This window comes from Flavobacterium sedimenticola, from assembly GCF_030053345.1.
GTDB classification, from domain to species: Bacteria; Bacteroidota; Bacteroidia; order Flavobacteriales; family Flavobacteriaceae; genus Flavobacterium; species Flavobacterium sedimenticola.
On sequence record NZ_JASGBP010000001.1, the window covers coordinates 17,611 to 40,445 of the forward strand.

At 41.5% G+C, this 22,835-nt stretch carries 14 protein-coding genes; all 14 read right to left on the reverse strand.

Annotated elements, in window-relative coordinates; genetic code table 11:
• Position 1: 1 nt before the first annotated feature.
• Positions 2-904 (reverse strand): heme o synthase, encoded by a 903-nt coding sequence (gene cyoE / locus QHT84_RS00085; RefSeq protein WP_283237500.1) that lies wholly within the window; start codon positions 902-904, stop codon positions 2-4.
• 218 nt (positions 905-1,122) lie between these two features.
• Positions 1,123-1,740: a fasciclin domain-containing protein gene (locus tag QHT84_RS00090; RefSeq protein WP_283237501.1), complete on the reverse strand. Its 618-nt coding sequence runs from the start codon at positions 1,738-1,740 to the stop codon at positions 1,123-1,125.
• Positions 1,741-2,084: 344 nt separating this feature from the next.
• Complete coding sequence (locus tag QHT84_RS00095) at positions 2,085-4,211, reverse strand: energy transducer TonB (RefSeq protein ID WP_283237502.1); 2,127 nt, start codon at positions 4,209-4,211, stop codon at positions 2,085-2,087.
• A gap of 16 nt (positions 4,212-4,227) precedes the next feature.
• On the reverse strand, positions 4,228-4,971 hold the full coding sequence (gene deoC, locus QHT84_RS00100) for a deoxyribose-phosphate aldolase (protein ID WP_283237503.1): 744 nt from the start codon (positions 4,969-4,971) through the stop codon (positions 4,228-4,230).
• A gap of 79 nt (positions 4,972-5,050) precedes the next feature.
• On the reverse strand, positions 5,051-5,443 hold the full coding sequence (locus tag QHT84_RS00105) for a VanZ family protein (protein WP_283237504.1): 393 nt from the start codon (positions 5,441-5,443) through the stop codon (positions 5,051-5,053).
• On the reverse strand, positions 5,415-5,795 hold the full coding sequence (gcvH, locus tag QHT84_RS00110) for a glycine cleavage system protein GcvH (RefSeq protein WP_283237505.1): 381 nt from the start codon (positions 5,793-5,795) through the stop codon (positions 5,415-5,417). The genes QHT84_RS00105 and gcvH overlap by 29 nt, the downstream gene beginning before the upstream one ends.
• 141 nt (positions 5,796-5,936) lie before the next feature.
• A complete protein-coding gene (sov, locus tag QHT84_RS00115; RefSeq protein WP_407649229.1) occupies positions 5,937-13,184 on the reverse strand; it encodes a T9SS outer membrane translocon Sov/SprA in 7,248 nt (2,415 codons plus the stop codon).
• Positions 13,185-13,247: 63 nt separating this feature from the next.
• Entirely contained in the window at positions 13,248-13,829 is a 582-nt protein-coding gene (ruvA, locus tag QHT84_RS00120) for a Holliday junction branch migration protein RuvA (RefSeq protein ID WP_283237506.1), read from the reverse strand.
• A gap of 83 nt (positions 13,830-13,912) precedes the next feature.
• A complete protein-coding gene (locus QHT84_RS00125) occupies positions 13,913-16,204 on the reverse strand; it encodes an NADP-dependent malic enzyme (RefSeq protein WP_283237507.1) in 2,292 nt (763 codons plus the stop codon).
• An 80-nt stretch (positions 16,205-16,284) separates the two neighbouring features.
• Complete coding sequence (gene queG, locus QHT84_RS00130; protein ID WP_283238295.1) at positions 16,285-17,208, reverse strand: tRNA epoxyqueuosine(34) reductase QueG; 924 nt, start codon at positions 17,206-17,208, stop codon at positions 16,285-16,287.
• 109 nt (positions 17,209-17,317) lie between these two features.
• Positions 17,318-18,340, reverse strand: coding sequence for a Holliday junction branch migration DNA helicase RuvB (ruvB, locus tag QHT84_RS00135; RefSeq protein WP_283237508.1), 1,023 nt, complete (start codon positions 18,338-18,340; stop codon positions 17,318-17,320).
• Positions 18,341-18,419: 79 nt separating this feature from the next.
• Complete coding sequence (locus QHT84_RS00140; RefSeq protein ID WP_283237509.1) at positions 18,420-20,219, reverse strand: cytochrome c oxidase subunit I; 1,800 nt, start codon at positions 20,217-20,219, stop codon at positions 18,420-18,422.
• 22 nt (positions 20,220-20,241) lie between these two features.
• The gene (locus tag QHT84_RS00145) at positions 20,242-21,435 is read right to left on the reverse strand and encodes a cytochrome c oxidase subunit II (protein WP_283237510.1); all 1,194 of its coding nucleotides are present in this window, start codon (positions 21,433-21,435) and stop codon (positions 20,242-20,244) included.
• A gap of 20 nt (positions 21,436-21,455) precedes the next feature.
• Entirely contained in the window at positions 21,456-22,823 is a 1,368-nt protein-coding gene (locus tag QHT84_RS00150; protein WP_283237511.1) for a quinol:cytochrome C oxidoreductase, read from the reverse strand.
• Positions 22,824-22,835 lie beyond the last annotated feature (12 nt).

Genomic DNA, 22,835 nt, shown 5'->3' on the forward strand with positions numbered 1-22,835 from the left:
ACTATCTTAAAAATTTATCTGTTATATAAACTATTTGTAACAAGGTAATGTATAACACACTCACCAACATTAACGTTCGGGCGGCTTTGGGAGTTCGTAATCGGTATAATCGCACGGCGTAAAAAATCATCCACAATCCCAACAAGAATACAATCCCGGCTGCTATTGGCGATATAAACAATTTCCCGGTATACCCTAAACACGGCAACATGGAAGCGACCAGCAACCATATAGAATACAATATCGTTTGCAAAGCGGTCGAATTATCTCTTTTCCCGGTAGGCAACATAAAAAACCCGGCTTTTTCATAATCATCATACAAGAACCAGCCAATAGCCCAAAAATGAGGGAACTGCCAAAAAAATTGAATCAGGAACAGCGTTCCCGCTTCAATTCCGAAATTATCAGTAGCTGCCACCCAACCCAACATAAAAGGGATAGCACCCGGAAAGGCTCCCACAAAAACCGAGAGCGGAGTTACCGTCTTTAGCGGCGTATAAACACTGGTATATAAAAAAATAGAAATCGCACCAAACATGGCCGATTTCGGATTGATTAAATACAATAAAATTAAACCGATTATAGTAAGTAAGCTGGCCACAAACAAAGCATGGTTCGGCGCCATCCGTCCCGATGCTACCGGTCGGTTTTTGGTACGATCCATTAAGGCATCCAAATCTTTTTCAATAACTTGATTGAACGCATTGGAAGCACCAACCATGCAATACCCTCCAACAGCCAACATCAAAAGTGTTGCGGATTGGAGACTTTCAAAATCAGGAACGCCCAAGAGATATCCGGCTATCGACGAAAACACCACACTGATGGCTAATCCTGCCTTCGTGATTTCTTTAAAATCTATTGCAATTTGTTTAAAAGAAAAAGTATTTGCCGTCGCGTTCATCGGTAATTGTAAGCTGCCGCAAAGGTACTTTATAGAAAACGATTTGACAAAAACAATTGACAAAAAATATTGAAAAATTCCGTTTACACCCAATCGCCTTTAGTTCTTCTGAACCGGGAAGTCTATCGGTTGGAATGCAACTTTGTACATCACCTTTACCAACTAAAAAAAAGAGACCGATACAACCGGTCTCTTTAATGGTAAAGAATTGTTGAAATTTAGTTGATTGGCAACAAAACGGTATCAATCACGTGGATAATTCCGTTGGATGCCGAAATATTAGCCGCTGTAATCGTGGCAGTATTCCCTATCGCATTGATAGAACCTGACGGAGTTACCGAAAACTGACTTCCTAAAAGTGTTGTTATTTCACGTGTTCCGCGCTTAGGAACTACACTGTTAGCCGCACGTCTTCCCTCAGTCACATGATACAACAAAACATCTCTTACTAAGGGAGCCGGAAGCTCTGTTATGCTGCTCACATTTAATGCGGCATATAAATTTTGAAACGCTTGGTCGGTTGGAGCAAAAACGGTATACTGATCCGTACCGTTGGCAAACAAGTCTACCAAACCGGTATTCAATTCGCTGTCAACATACACCAATGCGTTTACCAATTCGTTAAACCCACCGTTAACTGCTATTCCGGCAATAGAAGAATTTCCGGGAGCCGGAGCACGATTGTACGCATCAAAGGTTTCTTTGATGGAAAGTTTAGACGATGCAGTGTCATTAGACCCATTGTCGTCGGTAGAACATGATGTGAATCCGAATGCTGTCACAAATAAAACCAACACGGTTTTAGCTACTGTTAGCGTGATGTTTTTGTTTTTCATAGGTAATGATTTTGACGTTATTATTGATACTTAATTAAAAATTCAAGCAAAATAAAAAGTAGGAAGTAGAGTGGGCGAATTAAAAATGTTTAACATTTTCACTTCAAAGTTAAACAAAAATTAATTTGCTCCTGAACTTTAGCAATACTTTAACTATCGTTTCAAGTTACTGAAAACGAGCACAAATCACCAAAAAGAGCTGTGAAAAGAATAAGAATTCCCCAAGGCCAAGGAATTGCCTCCTAAATTAAGAGGCAGCAGCCACAAGAGAATTTGTATAGGAAGAAGATACCGCCTAATCAAAAACGAGATTTTTAATTGCGAAAGTTTGAATCAAAAAAAGATTAATAATCGAAATACCAATTAAAAATGTCACAACGTAAGCCAATAGAAAACCAAGTGGTACTCTCTTTGACCGCCAAAGCAGTTTCGGTAGCCGGAGTAAAGTTTCGGTATATCAAACTTCCGAACACTTTCATATTCGTAACGGGATTCACCAAATAGCCGGCTTGCAAATCGGCAATAAAAACATTCGTACTGTTCCCTTGACCTACAGTTACGCCTACATCATAAGGACGCCCTTCTTCATAATCACGGTAAATATCACTTCCGTAATTGAAGGTATCATTATCATTATTGAAGTCGAGCCCTCGCGTCCCAACCGTAATTTTAGCATCGGCAAAATAACGTCCGTTATGGTAGCGGGCAATGGCAATAAATTCTCTGAAATTACCGCCCCATTGGTGACCTAAGCTTTGGTTGTTGTGTCCATAATTGGTAATGACTTCGCTATGCGCATACACATAAGGACGCACTACATTATATTCGGTTTGCAACAATAAGTTTTTAATGTTGAAGGCATTGAAGTATTTCGCTCCGAGTTGAAAACCAAACTTATTTTTCCAACTTTTTTCACCCGATTTAATGTCATTTAACGAAAACTCATCCACTAAAAATTGGCCGTAAAACTGAATTTGATTATTCCACTTGTATTTGGAAGTTAACCCAAGCATCGCATTTCCGCTACGTGCCGAAGAAGCAAATTCAACCGAACGATAGAATATAATCGGGTTGACAAAACTCATATCAAAACCGCGGTTGTTTTTGTTGGTCCAAACCACCGATTCAAACAAACCGATATTCCATTTAGAGCTGATATTTAAACTTAAATAATGTGCCGCCGCAAACTTAGTCGCATAGGTTCGGTCTTGGGTCACATCAGGACGTACGTCTTTTAACCAAGTGTACAAATTAGTGTATTTAATTTTCCAAAAAGTAGTGTTGAGTTTGAAATACGGATACGGACTCGCGCCATCACTCCACAACAGCGAACGATACCCATCGCCAATAAAGTTTCGCCCGTAACCCAAATTCATGTTGATAAACTTACTGGGCGTATAGGCTAAATTAGCTTCGGCCAACGGGAAATCGTAGGCGTCCGACTTGAATCTTTTGGCAATTCCCATACCCGGAATAATGGCCGGGTTTCCGCCTGCCGGCGCCAGCGACTCGGCGTAGCGGTTAAAATAATCCGCAAAGCGGCCCTGACTTTCAAAAACGGTAGTGGTGAAGTTGATTTCTTTACCTAAGCCGCCGTTAAACTGAATTCCGCGGGTATTTACGTAGGTATACTGAGCCACACTTGGGTCACTTTTTCCGAATTGCAAGTCCACTATCGGATTGAGCGTAAACCAGTAATCTTCCCCTTGCATTTGAACCAAATTCTCATTCCAAAATTTCTTTCCCCACCAACCTTGTTTGTTTTTTAGCAGTGATTGATTGACTTGAGAAAAATTATAATATTTGGCTACATCAGCATAGGCATACGGCTTGGAACCGGTATGATTGTTGGCGCCCACCTGATTCATGTCGTCATCAAACTGCGCATAATAACTATGCGAAAAAGGAATGTTTAAATGACTTTGATATTGCGGATTATCAAACTTTCGATACTTGATACTGTCTACTTCGGAAAGAAATTTATCATTGGGTTTGTATACATAACTCGCTTTCTCCGCAGCCGCTGCGGCTTCTTTTTCTGCGATTTTTGCCGCTGCAATTTCGGCCGAGCTTTGTAACGGTATGGCAATTCTGATGGTGTATTTCGCGTAAACAGGGCGGCCATTGTAGGTAGGCGGACTTATTTTCGGCATTTGTTCAAAAACTCTTTTGCTCTCTGCGATTAAAGCCTCATCTGAAGCGTCTACATAGATAACTTTGAAAGCCCCTTTATCGTTTACTTCAAAAATGACAATGACAGTCCCTTTGAAATTATTTGCTTTTAACGACTCCGGAACTTTAAAATTTTGATAGACATTATCTTGCACCTGATTGTAAAAACACAGCTCTAAATCGGATTTGTCCAAACCTTCACAAGCAGGGAAAACCGGAAACTTCTCGGCGTTGGTTCGATTTACTTGTGCATTGGAAATTAAGGAAAATAAAAACAATACAGAAAATAGGTTTCTCATCTTAAAGCAATATGTTTTAATAATTACCGGTAGCTGTTTTACCATCAGCGATGGTTTTGGCGGCCGAAGTTCCAATCCTTTTTACTCCTAAACGAATCATCTCTTCTGCTTCTTCATATGTGCGAACTCCGCCTGCTGCTTTTACCGGTAAAGGCGAAGCATTTTCCAACATCAGTATGATTGTTGGTACTGTGGCTCCGTTAGGCTTGTTATTTTCGGTTTTATAAAACCCGGTGGAGGATTTAACAAAAACATTCGGAAAGCAATCTTCTTTGAAATGGGTAATGACTACATTTTTAATCAAGGCCGAAATTTGAATTATCTGATCATCCGTGAGAGCCGCCACTTCAATAATCCATTTGGCTACTTTGTGATGGGCAAAGGCCAGTTGCGTTCCTTTTAATACTTCGGTCTTAACCGTTTCTGTGTCGCCTTTTTTGAAAGCCTCGTAGTTGCAAACATAATCGAGCTCGTCGACGCCGTCTTCAATGGCTTGTGTGGCTTCTTTCAATTTATCTTCAAGTGAATTCGTTCCTTCCGGAAAAGAAATAACAGTTCCGATGAGCAACTTTGAATTCGCCTTGGCAATCATCTCCTTGGCCATTTTTACATGGTTGGGACGAATCATAATCAGCTTGAAATTTTCATCGATGGCTTCCTGGATAAAGCTTTTCACAACGTTGCGGTTTTCAGTTTCAGACAAGCCCGCTTGCGCTGCTGTTTTTAAATAGGTGGAATCGAGATACGGTTTTATATTCATGCGATAAAAGTAAAAAAAAATCCGTCTCATTTCTTAAAAAAACAAGACGGTAATTCTATGGAAAACGAAATCTGATCTTTTAGTCTTTTTTAAGTCTTTGCATTCCAACCACCACAAAAAAAGCGGTGAATGCTCCGGCCAAATTGGCCAACACATCAAAGACATCGGCATGTCGGGTTACGGTAAAGGCTTCTTGTAAAAATTCAATCACAATACCATACAACAAAGAACACAAAACAATCTTCATAACATCCCGTACGCTAATCTGTCGTTGTTGTACATACTTGCTGTAACTCCACAGTAATGTAAACATGAAATGGAACGTAAAATGTCCGTACTTATCGGCGCCTTCTACCTTAACCTCGGGTAAATCCCCAAATCGCACCAGACAAAGAATCAGAATTAAAAAAGTCCAGCCAATGGCCAGACTTCGTATTGTTTTCTTAAGCACCAATGAGTTCTTTGTAAGCATCACTGGACAATAATTCATCGATTTCCGACGGGTTGGCGATTTTCACTTTTATCATCCAACCTTTGCCGTACGGATCGGTATTAACCTGTTCCGGATTGGACTCTAAATCATCATTAAACTCGATGATTTCACCACTTAAAGGCAAGAATAAATCGGATACGGTTTTCACCGCTTCCACAGTACCGAAAACTTCGTCTTTGTCGAGTGTTTGGTCTAAGGTTTCCACTTCTACATACACAATATCACCTAATTCTTTTTGAGCGAAATCGGTAATTCCTACAGTAGCGGTATCACCATCAACTAAAACCCATTCGTGGTCTTTTGTGTACTTTAAATTGCTTGGTATGTTCATTCGTTTGTTTGTTTTATTCCGCGGCACTCCAACTAATTATTATTTCTTAATACCGGATGCCTCGGGTTATGTTGTGTTTTAAAATTTCTTCAAAAGTATGATTTCTGTACAAATTAATACAATCTTTAACTCAAAACTTTATTAATTTCCGAAATTATAACGCATGGTAAATCCGGTTCTGATATTGGTTAACGGGAACGAAGTGGATATAACCGGTTTAGAGAACGAATGATCATAGAAGAAAATAGCCGTCAGGTTTTTACTGAAGGAATAATCAGCCGTTAATTTTGCCGACCAAATGTTTTGTCCGCCGCCCAACTGATTGTTATCGTAATCCAAATAACGAACAATGGTTTTGTTGTTTCGGTAGGAGAAATCTACTTTCACATTCAAATCACTCTTGATGATTCCGGTAGGATTGTCGGCTAATTTCGAAGAGAAAATAACATCTTTGAAACGATAACCCAACCCAAGAATATACTCGTGTCCTTGTACTTCGGTTAAGAGATTGTTGTCAAAACTCATCGATAAGCTTCGGTCCTTTTTCATCTCGGCTAAAATTTTGAATGAATTTTTCATTTCAAAATCCAAACGAACTAACGGATTGAATTGCTCCACTAAGTTGATATTTCCGATGATGGTTTTGTTGTAGAAGTTACCGATACCGCCGTTATCCTGATTACTGCCGGAAGGATTGTAATCAAAATTAGAACGGAAAGAATTGATGGTATACGAAGCACGATACGCATGCTGAATCGAGAAACGCTTGAATCGATCTTTAAAGAACTTGTAACGCATCAAACCGCTGTATTTGACATTCCAGTTCGGAATAGGCAAGTTGCGGAAAGCGCTCAGTGAAACACCGTCTGCTGATGTTCCTGTATAAGCTGCCATGAAAGCCGGAATTAGTACGGCTTGGTTGTTTTTACCAAAACCTATCGGGTAATCTTTGTTGGCTACATAAAAAGCATAATTCGGATCTGACGGTAGCGGAATCGGGTTTGCCGGGTCTCCGTATCTCGGAATAGTACCACCATAGTATTCCGCTGCTAACCTATCCGCAATTTTGATACGGTTTGCTCTAAATTCGTCAAAAGTAACCGACCCGTTTTCGTCGCTTTTGCTAAAGGAAGTCCCGATTAAAACGGTAGAAATCGAGAAGTTTCCGAAACTGTAAGGCGAGCGCGGATTGTACATCCCGGTAGCTTCATCCACATCGTACTGCTCGGAATAATTTTCGGAATACGTTCGATTAGCCGTCAGATCGATTTTAAAATCAGGAAATAAATCCACGTTAGCCGTCATTTCCAAAGTCTTGGTAATGGTTTGGGTGTAGTTTTGATTAAAATCCGGATAGGTCGTTAACCAACCTCTTTTGGCTGCTTCATAGCGAATATCGTCTTGTGCACCGAATACGAACCCAAACGATGGTTTGGCCGAACCAAAGAAGCCTAAGCTTGGCAAGAATCCCGGAAGCATCGTTCCCTCGTTACGGGTATAATTAATCTGAACATTTTTAACGCTGGTTAATACCCCTTTCAATCCGTTTAAGAATTCATTAGAATTAGTGGCCGGTTGGTTTCGGGTATTGGTGATTTTTTCACCCGGTTTTGGAGCGGCAGTTGGCTTTGGTGCCGTTGCCGGTTTTTTTCCTAAGCCCAAATACTTGTATAACAATTCCATGTTAAAGGCCGTATTCAAACGATGGGAACCGGCATTTTGAATGGTGTTTCCAAGGTTGTATACTGTTCCGTCTACATCTTCTACGGAGGCCATCGCCAAGGAGGCCCGTTGCCAGCTGTAATCTCCGGTATAGGAATACGTCGATTTCACAAACGCTAAGAACGGTAATTTGTTGAGCGGCAATTCGTAGTTGACTACTATTTGTTGGTTGTGTTGGTTTGGCGTACCAATATTCCAGAAGTCGGTCCACAAGGTATAGCTGTTGTCCGGCACGTTATCTTCATTCAAATACGAACGCACAATATTATGGGTAGCCGCGGTGAAATTCACCTTCAAAGATTTGGTGATGTTATAGTTAAAACCATATTGGTAATTAAACATATAATTTCTGCGGAACAACGGATCAAGAGCAATACCATCGACATCCACTTGTCGGAATTGCTGTCTGTTGTATTGTCGGTTAATATTAGAACTGAAGGAGATGCTCGCCGGCAGGTAATTGAAATTAAAGTCGCTCAGCATTTTCCAATAACTGCTCTTTTTAAAATACTTGCTTTTTTTGAACGGTTCCACCGTCTTCGGTTTGAAAGAATACGTATAATCGACAGAGGTGATTACTTGTTGATCCAAATAGTTTTCAATTTCATAATTGTGCTTTTCCGTTTCATTATACGAATACGAAAGGGTTAAATTCTCAGGATCATAGATGCGCTGTTTCTGTTCGGGCGCTCTTTCCTTTTTAACCCCGATAAAGTTAATGCTCTTTCTTTTGGTATAATCAATAGCTCGGTTTCGGATATTATCTCTTTCAGCAGCATCGGTGGTATTGTCTAATAACTGCTCCAATCGAATATCCTGTTGGTACGGATCGTATTCCGGTGTAATGGTTTCTTCTCCCACCGCATAATTAAACGGCAAATTGATACCCCATTTTTTCGGCAATAGTTTGCCTAAACTAAAATTGGTTACAATGTTGTATTGTTGCATGTCTTCCCGACTTCTTTCATTCGGACCGGCTTCCAAGGCTCCGAAACCAATCGTGCTCATTCTACCGGTAGCCGACATGTTGGCAAAATCGGCCATATTGGTATCCACATTGACTACGGCTGCCATCCCGCCTTTGTTATCCATATCGGCAATGCGCAACTCGTTGAACCAAACTTCCCCTCTGACCCTGTCGGTATGGTTGTTTTTGATTCCCACCATTAGCGTTCGAACCAAACCGAAATTCGGGTTTCCTTTAATTCCCAATCGCAATAACGGATCTCCGTCACCATCCGGTAAAGTCCCATCGTCATCCGGATAATATATCCCTTCTCCCGGTAAACTGGCGGTATTGATTTGCAGGGCTCTGATTTTCATTTTGGTCAACAAATTCATAGCCAAATTCAACTCGTTTTCTTCCGGCCAAATCACATCAGCCAGGGTAGCGCCAAACGGAGTAACCTTTAACGGAATCTCCACTTGATAATAGTTGTTGGTAAAGTCATTTCCAAAACGGATAAAGGCTACCATTTGATTGTCTAACAAAGGAGAGGTATCTGTTGGTAAAGCCTCGGCATGCAAGAACATTTTCAGCTTGTTAAACTGACGCATGTCGACACTCACATTTTTGAATACCGCTCTCGAATCACCAACTTCCAACCCTTGTCCTCCGGCTCGTAATGACAGGGATTGTTCATTTTGATTGATGATTTGATTGTTCATATTTTGCTGCTCTCGGATAACTCCCGGTGGTGTTACATACCGTATCGGCACTCTGGCTGCATTTTCTTGGATATTCACCGCCAACACATCAAAATTAGTATTGTCATCATCAGGGTCGTTATCGGTAGGTTGGAACGAATTCTCATAACGTCTCCATTCCCCGCGCACCAAATCTAAGGCTCCGAAACGAAGCGTGATGGGTTGTGTAAATCCGGTCATAAAAACTCTCATGAAACGAATGGAACGGAAATCGCTGATACTTCCCACAACGTTTTCGGGCTGTGTTACCGGAATTTTAAACTGATACCAACGGGCGCTGCCGGTATTCCCGTTGGGTAATTCGATACCATTGGTAGTTCGGATATCGGTGATAAAGTTTTGACCTACCTGCATATTCGGCGAAGAACCCGGTTCCATTTTTACCCTATACTCGTAATAGGCATTCACGGTATTCATGGTATTGTCGCGGTTGATATCTTCCACATCGGGAATCGTTGTCGACCCTCGGTTGTTATTGGAAACCGCTACCGGAGAGTTGCCCTCTAATCCGTTGTAGTTTTTATATCTTTCAAAGATACTGGTTCCTGTGGCACTCAAGAAATATTGGTAATTATCGGCAGCCGGGTCATCATAGGTGGCATAGCCTCCGATTCCCGATAAATTGCGTTCCGCATCGTCATTCACACCGTCTAAACCAACATCTTGTGCATCCCGGTTAGCACCGTCAACATCAAAAGCATAAATTAAAGATTGGGAAGAAGGCACTTTTCCCCATACTGTAGTATTGGTCAGTGACTGCGAACTGCTGTTGGAAGGCAAACCGTTCTCATATTGTTTGCGCTCGTCTTTTAGGATGTCTTCAGATATCTCACCTAAGTTGAAATAAATATCTCCGGTGTTGGTGCTGCTGGCTTCCGCAGTAGGGTTGGCCGGATCGAAATACGGATCCATTACCCAAAACTGAATGTATTCAACGTTACTTTGCTCAAAGTTAGTCGAGTTAATGGCCCGCATAATACCCCCAAAATTCTCAGCCGGATTGACAAACCCCGACGGATTCAGCGCTTCCGGATTGTAATTATATGGCCCTCTTTCGTTGGGATAGTACGTCAAGTCTAAGGTATTAATTACTTGAGTTTGACCCACGGCGATTTCCAAATTCGGGAACAATTCCCGGCTGAATATTCGTCGGGTACTGTTGAGCGAGATTCCGTCCTGACCGATGTCTCCCGGTGTTTCCACATACAACGTTGGATCAATAGTATACCAATTTAACTTGGCTCTTTTGAATCCATAGGACAAGTCGACCGCTGTGGATCCGAAATCATTATAATCTACTCCGGCTTGCCATCTTGGTGTGGAAGACAAACTCCACGACAGCGCCGAACGCATATCAATAGTGGTTTGCGAGCCCTCGAAGTCATCTACATAAACGGTTGATTCCCCTTGAAACTGATCGGCTTTTGGGGTATCGGGTTTCAAAAATGCCACTTCACCGCGCAAGGAGAAATTCGAAGGAACATCGGTATCAACATTTGGTAATTTATTCGCTAATCGTGTTAAGAATGGTACTTCGGTCGAATAATTCACATTGAATCCGAAAATGGAATTGTTAACCGACTCCTGACCATAGTTCGATTTGTTGGTAAACGGTCTTTCTGTCATTTTGATGAAGGTACCCCCCACCAATAATTTATCGGAGAATTTATGCTCCACATTGATTCCCATAAACCTTCTGGTTTGTTGCCCGAAGGTGGAGTTGTTTTCTACCGAAACCTGAATAGGTGTATTGGAAGCTTGCAACGAAGGATCTAAAATTTGAACCCGACCTGCTTGGTAATTAACACTGTAGTCTACGCCTTCCTGCAATACTCTTCCGCCGGCCGTCACTACTACCGAACCTCTCGGAACATTGTAGGCGCCGATTGGAATACCGTCTCCGCCGGTCGATTTAAATCTTCCTTTTAATTGAAATTTATTTTTGGCCGCATCCTGTAAAGCCGCTGCTTGCGTTCTGCGATACATTTCACGGAACACATATTTCTCCTGATTATCATTAAATGATGAAATTGAAGGAATATCGGCAAAATAATCCTGGTAATAATCTTCAGCCGGATCTGTGGTTTTTAACTTGTCGAAAAGATGTTTACCAAAAGGCTCAACGGTAGTAAAAATGATGCGTCCGTTTTGTTGGTCTACGGTTAATCCCGGCATAAAATCAAAAAAACCGTCTCCGCCTTCCTGAGGGTCATTGTTGTAATTTAATCGGTCTACATTGAATACTTTTAACAAGGGTGTTTCCGCCACATTGGTAGGTAACGGCGAAGTACTGTTTGCCGGTGTAATATAGTTTAGCGGTGAAGGATCGGTGTACATAATATTCATCCTGAAATCTTCCTGCTCTAATTGAAACGCGCCCGGAATTTGATAAATGTTTTTCATCATCAAGTTCCAAACCGGTTTTTGGACATTCGTTAAATTACTTTTGAGCATTTTCAAAATCAAACTCTGGGAAGAAACGGTTTGATTGGAGGTGTCTGTGTTGTCTACGACTGTAGCATCAACGCCATCGGTCCCAAACTCTCCAACTTGATAGACATCATCACCAATAGTATACTGATACGCTACGGCCAAGACTTCGTCGTTGGCCAAACGCTGTTGTAGTGAAACATACCCTAACTGCGGATGATAGGTAAATTCATTCGGGGCTAATTTTCGCGCATTCTCTAATTTGGAATAATCGGTTCCTTCATCTACTACGTTGTTGAATCCGGCACTGGATGTTACAATATCTCTGATGTTGGAATTCAACAAACCGCCACCGGTTATAATAAGTTCGGGGTCGTATAGGTTATTGTTGTTGTCGGCCGGAACATTGCCTTCATTATCGGGTGGTGTTTGCGTGGAGTTGTAGACGAAGAAGTTCGCAGGTTGCGGTGTGATGGCCACTAAGCGGTTGTCCGGAATTCCGTTGTATTGCGACTCTCCCAAATCTTGAATCGCTACAATATTTCTAAGGTTATTGTTGGTCGTGCTAACACGATTTTGACGGTTGGTAACCCACACTTCTATTCGGGTAATTTGTACACGACTGTTGATATACGGATAATTGCGCAGGGCAAAATCATACTTGTTTCTAAAATATTGTGATAAGAAGAAGTGTCGGTCAGCATCATAATCCAATCCGAAGATTTCAAAATCCTGAATGGTTCCGCCACCTTGAGCAGTTACCGATTTGGTTTGTGATTTTTGTTCTGAGAAAACGCCGGTTACCGTAGTCTTTCCGAATTGCAACTGTGCTTTTACCCCAAACAAACTCTGAGCACCTCGAATCAGCGAATTGGTAAGCGGCATACTTACGTTACCGACTTCAATTTTCTGAATAATATCGTCTTCTGTTGGTGTATATTCGAGTTTGATTAAGTTTTGAAAAGCAAAAGTTGATTCGGTATCATAATTCGCATTCACATTTAATCGTGTCCCCACTTTACCCATCAAACTCATGCTGATTCGCTGGTCAAAATCGAAAGTAGTTTGTGCTCTGTTTCGGGGAGAAAAAGCCGGATTATCCTGTTTGGTATACCGAACACCTAAATCCATTTCAACCGATCCCGTCGGTTTTACGTCGATAGTATTGCCGCCGAAAATGGTTTCAAAAAAACCGGAATTTACATAGTATCTCGGCAATAAGTCTTTTTTGTTGGCTTCACTACCGTCTTTCTTACCGTCAATAGCATCTGATTTTGTTTTAAAATAATCGCGCATCGACTCTCTCAGCACCAGCTCCTCATATTCTTTCGGTGTTAAAATGATGGGATAATTAATATTGAACCCTTCAAATGTACTGGTGTAAATATAACGATTGGTTGCCGGATCATAGGTATAGGCATTCACAATACTGTTCGGGTTATTAATTTCAACTCTTCCGGTGGCGTATCCGGTTGAATCTTGAGCCGTCGGATTTATCTGAGAAAAAACAGTAACACTCAACAACATCATAATCCCAAAAAGGATTTTTTTTAAGTTGTCAAATGATTTTGTCGCGTATAGTGTTTCCAAAAATTACAAATTTTTTAATGCTTGTTTAATTATTATTTCTGTCGTAGCCTGTGGATTTTCTTTGATGATTTTATCCACTACTTTTTCCGCATTCTTTCTGACATAACCCAAAACTTCCAAAGCAGATAACGATTCTTCTCTGTTTATATTGTGTTGAGATGCTGAAATTTCATCTAAGTCATAGATTTTTAACACTTTTTCTTTTAAATCCAAAATCACTCTCTGGGCCGTTTTCCCACCGATTCCTTTAATGGATTGTATCGTACCCACATCACCACTTCCAATCGCTTGTATGATTTGCTTCGGATCTAGCGAGGAAAGCATGGTGCGGGCAATACCGGCACCTATCCCCGATACCGACAACAGCAATCTAAAAAGTTCTCTTTCTGACTTTTCCATAAAACCAAAAAGAGCATGGGCATCTTCTTTAATTTGAAGATGCGTATACAGTTTGACAAAATCGGAATTGGGGAGTAATGAAAATGTATGTAAAGATATATTAACATGATAACCCACACCATTACAGTCGATTACCACCTCTGTTGGTGTTTTTTCGACTAATTTTCCCTGAATATGTGCAATCATTTTAATTAAAATCTTATTTCAAATATAACAAAATTCTTAAACAGACGTTATCGAAGCGTTAATATCTGAACAATATACCAAATCTATTTTGTTGTGGCTTTTTTACGTTTCTCTTTTTCTTGTGCATCCACCACGGCCACGGCCACCATATTGACCATTTCTTCCACACTCGCCCCCAATTGGAAAATATGCACTGCTTTTTCCATTCCCAACATAATCGGACCTACCGAATCTACCTTGTACAATTCTTTTAAAAGTTTGTAGTTGATGTTCGCGGCTTCTAAATTAGGGAACACTAATGTGTTCACTTTCTTTCCTGCCAATTTAGAGAACGGAAACTTCTTTTCCAACATTTCCTGATTCAATGCAAAATCGGTTTGGATTTCCCCATCCACAATCAAATCCGGATAATATTTATGCAAATAAGCCACTGCTTCTCTGACTTTTGTAGCACTTTCATAGGAAGAAGACCCAAAATTAGAAAAGGAAACCATCGCAATTACGGGTTCCATCCCAAACATACGAACCGTTTTGGCCGTCATCAAAGCAATTTTGGCCAACTCATCGGCCGTCGGATTCGGGTTGATGGCGGTATCCGATAAAAACATAGGACCGCGGTTGGTCATCATCATATTAGTCGTGGCAATCAGGGTAATTCCCGGTGCTTTTCCTATTAATTGCATCAACGGTTTTACGGTCGACGGGTAACTTCTGGAATAACCCGACACCATGGCATCAGCATCCCCTTCATTGACCATCATCGCGGCAAAATAATTGCGTTCGCGCATCCATTTTTGAGCGTCCAAGAGTGAAATTCCGCGACGTTGTCTCGATTTCCAATACGTGTCGGCGTATTGCATGCGACGTTGGTCTTCTTCTTTGGTTTTGGGATCAAAAATAGGCACATCGGCTTCAAAACCAAGTTCTTCTTTGAGTTCCAAAATCAGTTCTTTGTTACCCAATAAAATTGGTTTAGCAATACCTTCTTCGTAAGCAATTTGAGCCGCTTTCAAAACATCTAAGTGATCGGCTTCGGCAAAAACAACTCGTTTCGGATCGGTTTTTGCCCTATTCGACAAGAGTCTAACCATTTTGTTATCAGAACCGAGACGCTCTAATAATTCTTCTTCATACTTGCTCCAATCGGTAATCGGATGTAAGGCAACACCCGAATTCATGGCGGCTTTGGCCACTGCCGGTGCCACCACGGCTATCAATCGAGGGTCAAAAGGTTTGGGAATGATGTAATCTTTACCAAAATTCAATCGGGTTTCGCCATAGGCTATGTTTACTTGTTCAGGCACCGGTTCCTTAGCTAATTCGGCCAAAGCATGTACGGCCGCCATTTTCATTTCTTCATTAATTTTAGTGGCTCGTACATCGAGTGCCCCACGGAAAATATACGGAAATCCGAGTACATTGTTCACTTGGTTCGGATGATCGGAACGACCGGTAGCCATGATAATATCTTTGCGTGTCGCCACAGCTAAGTCGTAATCTATCTCGGGTATCGGATTGGCCATAGCAAATACGATAGGGTTTTTGGCCATGGAAAGTAACATTTCGGGCGTTAAAATATTTCCGGCTGAGAGTCCTAAGAACACATCGGCTCCTACCATGGCATCGGCCAACGTAGTACCTTGTTTCCCGTGGGTATATCTTCGTTGCAAATCGGACAAGTCGGTTCGCTCGGGAGACAACACGCCATCTTTATCAAACATCACAATGTTTTCGGGTTTTACCCCCAACAAGATGTACAAATTGGCACATGCCAAGGCAGCTGATCCGGCTCCTGAAACCACAATTTTAACCTCGGTGGTTTTCTTTTTGGCTAACTCCAACGCATTCAATAACGCAGCCGAGGAAATAATAGCCGTACCGTGTTGGTCATCGTGCATCACCGGAATGTTGAGCTCTTCCACTAAACGGCGCTCAATTTCAAACGACTCCGGTGCTTTGATATCTTCCAGGTTGATTCCGCCGAAAGTAGGCGCAATGTTTTTAACGGTTTCGATAAACTTATCGACGTCTTTGGTATCGACTTCAATGTCAAACACATCGATGTCGGCGAAGATTTTAAACAACAACGCTTTTCCTTCCATTACTGGTTTGGACGCTTCGGGACCAATATCGCCCAAGCCCAAAACCGCAGTACCATTGCTGATTACAGCTACCAAATTTCCTTTGGCGGTATATTTATAGACATTATTGACATCTTTGGCAATCTCCAAGCAAGGTTCGGCAACACCCGGTGAATAGGCTAAGGATAAGTCTCTTTGTGTGGCGTATTTTTTGGTAGGCACAATTTTAATCTTACCCGGGGTAGGCTTGGCATGATATAAAAGCGCTTCTCTTCGCTTGCTGTATTTATTCATTTCGGTTTGTTTTGTTCTGACTTACAAAGGTAGAAGACTAACGGAAATATCGAAACATTTGGCTACTCTTTTAGCACGGTTTACTTTAAAAAAGCAATATTTCGTTGTAATCCTCGGTATTGGGTTCGTTTTACGGCTGAATTCTTAAACACTTTTCGAAAGGTATCTTCGGTAATTTCGTCCCAGTCCTTTTTGGTCATGGAAAGTAAATCGGGATGCGGTTGCCATAAAGGTTCACGATGTGGCTTAGAAAAACGGTTCCACGGACACACATCCTGGCAAACATCGCAGCCGAACATCCAATCGTCGAATTTCCCTTTCATATCATTGGGGATGTTTTCTTTGAGTTCGATGGTAAAATACGAAATACATTTGCTGCCATCAACTACATAAGGGGCTACTATGGCTTGTGTGGGACAAGCGTCGAGGCAAGCCGTGCAAGTGCCGCAGTGGTCGGTTGTGGGATTGTCATATTCCAATTCTAAATCGACTATCAGCTCAGCGATGAAATAAAAAGAGCCGACTTGTTGGGTTAACAGATTGCTGTTTTTTCCAATCCAACCCAGACCGCTTTTGGCTGCCCAGGCTTTGTCTAATACCGGAGCCGAATCGACAAAAGCGCGACCGCCTACTTCACCGATTTCGGTTTGGATGTAATGCAACAAGGCTCTGAGTTTTTCTTTGATGACAAAATGGTAATCCTGACCGTAGGCGTATTTGGAAATTTTATAGCTCTCGGGGTTTTGCTGTTCCTCGGGATAATAATTGAGTAGTAATGAAATCACACTTTTGGCGTCGTCTACCAATAAGGTTGGGTTTAAACGCTTGTCAAAATGATTTTCCATGTACTGCATTTGACCGTGGTATCCGTTTTGGAGCCAGCGTTCCAAGCGCGGCGCTTCTTCTTCGAGAAAACCGGCTTGGGAAATCCCGCAAGAGAGAAAACCGAGGCGTTGGGCTTCGGCTTTTATTAATTGCGCGTATTTTGATGTATTGGCATTCATTGGCATTAGGGATTGGAGCATTTGTTTTAAGCTCTTTTGGGCGGAGCCCAAAAAGCGAGTGCGGAAAGCCCGGCCTGAGCTTGTGTAGGGCACAAGCGAAGGAAATGCCCTAGAACAATCCGCCTTGTATGTTGGTGTTGATTTTACCTAAATGCTTGTAGGCTTTCTCGGTGACTTCACGGCCTCGTGGCGTTCTGACGATGAACCCCTCTTGGATGAGGAACGGTTCGTAGACCTCCTCGATGGTTTCACCGCTTTCGGAAACTGCTGTGGCTAGCGTGGAAAGACCCACCGGACCGCCTTTGAACTTATCGATGATGGTGGATAAGATTTTGTTGTCCATTTCGTCTAACCCATGCGCATCGACGTGGAGTGCTTGGAGTGAAAAACGGGCAATTTCGATATCGATTTTGCCATTCCCTTTGATTTGGGCGAAATCACGGACACGACGTAACAACGCATTAGCGATACGCGGTGTCCCGCGGCTGCGACCGGCAATTTCGATGGCGGCTTCCATGGTAATCGGCATTTTGAGAATACCGGAACTGCGTTGTACGATAGTAGTGAGTAATTCGGTGTTGTAATATTGCAAACGACTTTGGATGCCGAAACGGGCGCGCATGGGCGCGGTGAGCAAACCGGAACGCGTAGTGGCGCCAACTAAAGTAAAAGGATTTAAGTTGATTTGAACACTGCGAGCATTTGGGCCGGACTCAATCATGATATCAATTTTGAAATCTTCCATAGCCGAATAGAGGTATTCCTCAACGACGGGACTGAGTCGGTGAATTTCATCGATAAACAACACATCGCGCTCCTCGAGATTGGTGAGTAATCCGGCTAAATCTCCCGGTTTATCTAAAACGGGACCGGACGTGATTTTGATGCCGACACCGAGTTCATTAGCTAAAATATTGGCTAAGGTTGTTTTTCCTAATCCCGGAGGACCATGAAAAAGGGTATGGTCGAGTGCTTCGCTGCGCAGGTTGGCTGCTTCTACAAAAACTTTTAGGTTTTCGAGTACCTGATCCTGACCGGTAAAATCGTCAAAACTGAGTGGTCTTAATCTTTTTTCAAGATCAAGTTCCTCGGGATTATAATTGAAATTGGTCGGATTTAGATTTTCGTTCATAGCACAAATATAGGATAAAGTTTGATGCCAAAAAAAATGCCTTTCAGGTGAAAGGCATTTTTTTATATGAGTTTGAGGATTAGTGGTGTAATTGCTGTTCTCCTTCTTTCATCGGTACATTTTGAGGAACGAAATCTTCATCGTGACCCGGTTTACTGTAATCGTAAGGCCATCTGTGTACGTGAGGAATTTCGCCCGGCCAGTTGCCGTGGATGTGCTCGATTGGTGCGGTCCACTCCAAGGTATTGGATTTCCAAGGATTTTGAACAGTACGTTTTCCGTAGAAGATACTGCTGAAGAAGTTGTAAATAAATACTAACTGGAAAACACCCCCAACTAAGGCAAACGTGGTAATAATTACGTTTACATTTTGTAAATCGTCAAATAACGGGAAGTTGGTATTGGTGTAATAACGACGTGGTAATCCGGCCATACCGATAAAGTGCATTGGGAAGAATACTCCATACGCACAAACAGCGGTAACCCAAAAGTGAACGTATCCTAAGTTTTTGTTTAACATTCTTCCGAACATTTTAGGGAACCAGTGGTAAATACCGGCAAACATACCGTATAAAGCAGAAATACCCATTACCAAGTGGAAGTGTGCTACTACGAAGTAGGTATCGTGCACGTTGATATCCAAAGTACTATCCCCTAAGATGATTCCCGTTAAACCTCCGGTGATGAAGGTAGAAACCAATCCGATAGAGAACAACATCGCAGGGTTTAACTGCAAGTTCCCTTTCCATAGCGTGGTAATATAGTTGAATGCTTTTACGGCAGAAGGAATCGCAATCAATAAGGTAGTAAAGGTAAATACCGAACCTAAGAACGGATTCATCCCTGAAATAAACATATGGTGACCCCAAACGATAGTAGATAAGAAAGCGATAGCAATAATCGACATAATCATCGCGCGGTAACCGAAGATAGGTTTACGAGAGTTGGTCGCAATTACCTCAGAAGTAATACCCAACGCCGGTAACAATACAATGTATACTTCCGGGTGACCCAGGAACCAGAATAAGTGTTCAAACAATACCGGAGAACCTCCTTGGTAGTGTAATACTTCGCCTGCAATGTAAATATCCGATAAGAAGAACGAAGTTCCGAAGCTTCTGTCCATGATCAACATTAAGGCCGCAGACAACAGTACCGGGAATGAGATAACCCCGATGATAGCTGTGATAAAGAAAGCCCATACAGTTAGCGGTAATCTTGTCATTGACATCCCTTTTGTTCTAAGGTTGATTACGGTAACAATATAATTCAAGGATCCTAAAAGTGATGATGCAATAAAGATGGCCATAGATACTAACCATAATGTCATACCGGCTCCTGAACCCGACATCGCTTGTGGTAAGGCACTCAAAGGCGGATAAATAGTCCAACCTGCTGATGCCGGTCCTGACTCAACAAATAATGAGATAACCATTACCACACTGGACAAGAAGAACAACCAATATGACACCATATTTAGAAATCCTGAAGCCATATCTCGGGCACCAATTTGCAACGGAATTAATAAGTTACTGAAAGTACCGCTCAAACCGGCTGTTAGTACAAAGAATACCATGATAGTACCATGTATCGTAACGAGTGCTAAATACGTTTCATTATTCATCACACCACCCGGTGCCATTCTTTCGCCAAGGAAAAAACTGAAAACTTTAAAAGATTCTTCCGGCCAAGCCAATTGCATTCTGAATAGCATAGACATTCCAACACCAATGATTCCCATAATAATACCGGTAATAAGGTATTGCTTAGAGATCATCTTATGGTCAATACTAAAGATATATTTAGTAATGAACGTATCTTTATGGTGGTGTTCGTGTGCGTCGTGACCGTGATCGTGATTGTGAGCTACTGCTGACATATAGATAAACTTTTAAATTTTATTATTGTTTCATTTCTGCCTGTGCAACAACGGTAGTATCAGCAGCAGGAGCTGCAGCTGAATCTTTAGGTTGTTGCGTTGCACTTTCTTCAGAAGCTTTTGCTTCGGCTGCAGCTGTTTTCACAGCTTGTACAATGGTTTTAGGTGAATTCTCTTTTAACCAATTTTTGAAATCTTCCGGAGAATCCACTACGATTTTCATTTGCATGTTGTAGTGTGAAGCACCACAAATTTTGTTACACAACAATAAGTAGTCAAAAGTATACGGGTCAAGAGCTGTTTGTCCTTTTGCCACTAACTCTTCACTCTTCTTTGCTCTGATTGCGTTGATATTGGCCACTTTTTGAATGATAGCCGGTTTTTCTCTCATTTCGGCCGTAGTTAATGTTGGCACAAACGAGAAAGAAGTCACCATACCCGGAACACAGTTCATCTGTGCTCTAAAGTGCGGCATGTAGGCAGAGTGTAAAACATCTTGCGAACGCATTTTAAAGATTACTCTTTTCCCTTTAGGGATATGCAACTCAGCTGCTGTGAAATCGTCCTGGGCATTTGGATCAGACAAATCAACCCCTAAATTATTTACACCTTCGATGTATCGTACATTCGCTTTTCCTAAAACATTATCGGCTCCGGCATAACGCGCTTCCCATTTAAATTGTTGGGCGTATAATTCGATAACAATAGCATCTTGCTCGTCTTTTTCATCGACAAACATGATGTTAGTCCATGCATATAAGCCGTATAAAATTAAACCGGCTAATACCACCGCAGGGATAATACTCCAGATGAATTCTAACTTGTTGTTATCGGCAAAATACAATGCCTTTTGTCCTTGTCTCCCTCTGTATTTAAAAGCAAAATAGTGTAATAACGCTTGAGTAACGGTTTGAACAATAAAGATTAAAACCAAGGAAATCACCATTAGTCTGTCTACTTCAGGTCCGTGTTCGGAAGCTGAATCTCCAATCAGCGGTAAATCACTATAATACAATAAGCATAGTATTGTTGTTAAATAAATAAAGCCTAAGAAAGCAAACATCAAAAAGCCATTTACTTTATTATCATTATCATTTGCTATTTGAGTGTCATTCACATTTCCACTGCCAACTTGAGTTAAGTCAAATATCTTCGTTAACTGCCACAGGGCAACTGCTAATAAGACTACAACTGTAAGTACCAAAAAAGTTGTCATTTGTAATTTACTTTAAAATATTAATAATGAAAATGTTTACTTTCTTCAATAAACGGATTGCGTTTTGGTTCTAATGGGGCTTTCGTAAGGGCATTGAATACCACGAAAATAAACAACCCAAAGAAAAACAATACGGATGCAATTTCAGGGATACCAATAAACCATTGGTCTCCTACGGTAGCCGGCATAATCATGTTGAAGAAGTCAACATAGTGGCCCAACAAGATTACAATTCCCGCCATAACGATAATCCAAGTGATACGTTTGAAATCGGTATTGATTAAAACCAAGAACGGGAACACAAAGTTCATTACTACCGCACCAAAGAACGGCAAATTGAAATGCTCAATTCTGGTTTTGAAGTAGGTTACCTCTTCCGGTATGTTAGAGTACCAAATCAACATGAATTGTGAGAACCATAAGTAGGTCCAAAATACACTGATACCAAACATGAATTTAGATAAGTCATGAATGTGGCTTGAGTTCACATTTGGTAAATATCCTTTAGATTTTAGGTAAAGGGTTACCATAGAGATGGCCGTAATACCGCTTACAAAGAAACTGGCAAAAACATACCAACCGAACAAAGTACTGAACCAATGCGGGTCAACCGACATAATCCAATCCCATGACATAATTGATTCGGTAACAATAAAGAACACCAAGAATGCCGCTGATATTTTGAAATTCTTTTTGTAAAAAGAATTGTCGCTGGCCTCATCTTGTGCCAAACAATTTTTTCTGGATAAGTAACGATACAAATTCCAACCTGCAATAAAGATAGCCGCTCTGATAATCCAAAAAGCAAAATTCAAATACCCCGATTTACCGGCGATCAAATGATCGTAATTTTTATGTCCTACCTCGGTAACTCCGTCTTTCATCCATACAAATAAGTGATTGAAATGGAGACCTGATAATAGTAACAATACAAATAAGATAATAGAGCCCGGCAACAAATAAGCGGTGATACCTTGCATTACACGGAATAACACAGGAGACCAACCGGCTTGTGCCACTTGTTGAATCGCATAGAAAGCCAAAGCGCCTAAAGCGATTAACATGAAAAACAAACAGGCTACGTATAAAGCTGCCCAAGGCTTATTTTGCAATTGGTGCAAAACATGCTCTAAATGTTCAGTATGTTCAGCACTGGCTTTAGCATCGTGCCCGGCCGCTGGTGCAGTGTGCTCCGTTGAAGTACCATGTGCATCGTGAGCAGTTGCATTCGCTTCATGGCCGCCACCGTGATGTTCTTCGGCTTTCAAAATGGCCTCCACATCTGCAGTAGTCTTTGGTGCAGTTAAAAAACCATAACCAATCCCTAGGATACCGACGATCATTAGGACAAAAGAAAAGGTTTTTAATTTACTTGAAAATGTATACATATCTATAACAAT

Excerpts from the sequence above, each read along its gene's own strand:
- cyoE (WP_283237500.1), bottom strand. The coding sequence starts at position 904 with ATGAACGCGACGGCAAATACTTTTTCTTTTAAACAAATTGCAATAGAT.
- QHT84_RS00090 (WP_283237501.1), bottom strand. The coding sequence starts at position 1,740 with ATGAAAAACAAAAACATCACGCTAACAGTAGCTAAAACCGTGTTGGTT.
- QHT84_RS00095 (WP_283237502.1), bottom strand. The coding sequence starts at position 4,211 with ATGAGAAACCTATTTTCTGTATTGTTTTTATTTTCCTTAATTTCCAAT.
- deoC (WP_283237503.1), bottom strand. The coding sequence starts at position 4,971 with ATGAATATAAAACCGTATCTCGATTCCACCTATTTAAAAACAGCAGCG.
- QHT84_RS00105 (WP_283237504.1), bottom strand. The coding sequence starts at position 5,443 with ATGCTTACAAAGAACTCATTGGTGCTTAAGAAAACAATACGAAGTCTG.
- gcvH (WP_283237505.1), bottom strand. The coding sequence starts at position 5,795 with ATGAACATACCAAGCAATTTAAAGTACACAAAAGACCACGAATGGGTT.
- sov (WP_407649229.1), bottom strand. The coding sequence starts at position 13,184 with ATGATGTTGTTGAGTGTTACTGTTTTTTCTCAGATAAATCCGACGGCT.
- ruvA (WP_283237506.1), bottom strand. The coding sequence starts at position 13,829 with ATGATTGCACATATTCAGGGAAAATTAGTCGAAAAAACACCAACAGAG.
- QHT84_RS00125 (WP_283237507.1), bottom strand. The coding sequence starts at position 16,204 with ATGAATAAATACAGCAAGCGAAGAGAAGCGCTTTTATATCATGCCAAG.
- queG (WP_283238295.1), bottom strand. The coding sequence starts at position 17,208 with ATGAATGCCAATACATCAAAATACGCGCAATTAATAAAAGCCGAAGCC.
- ruvB (WP_283237508.1), bottom strand. The coding sequence starts at position 18,340 with ATGAACGAAAATCTAAATCCGACCAATTTCAATTATAATCCCGAGGAA.
- QHT84_RS00140 (WP_283237509.1), bottom strand. The coding sequence starts at position 20,219 with ATGTCAGCAGTAGCTCACAATCACGATCACGGTCACGACGCACACGAA.
- QHT84_RS00145 (WP_283237510.1), bottom strand. The coding sequence starts at position 21,435 with ATGACAACTTTTTTGGTACTTACAGTTGTAGTCTTATTAGCAGTTGCC.
- QHT84_RS00150 (WP_283237511.1), bottom strand. The coding sequence starts at position 22,823 with ATGTATACATTTTCAAGTAAATTAAAAACCTTTTCTTTTGTCCTAATG.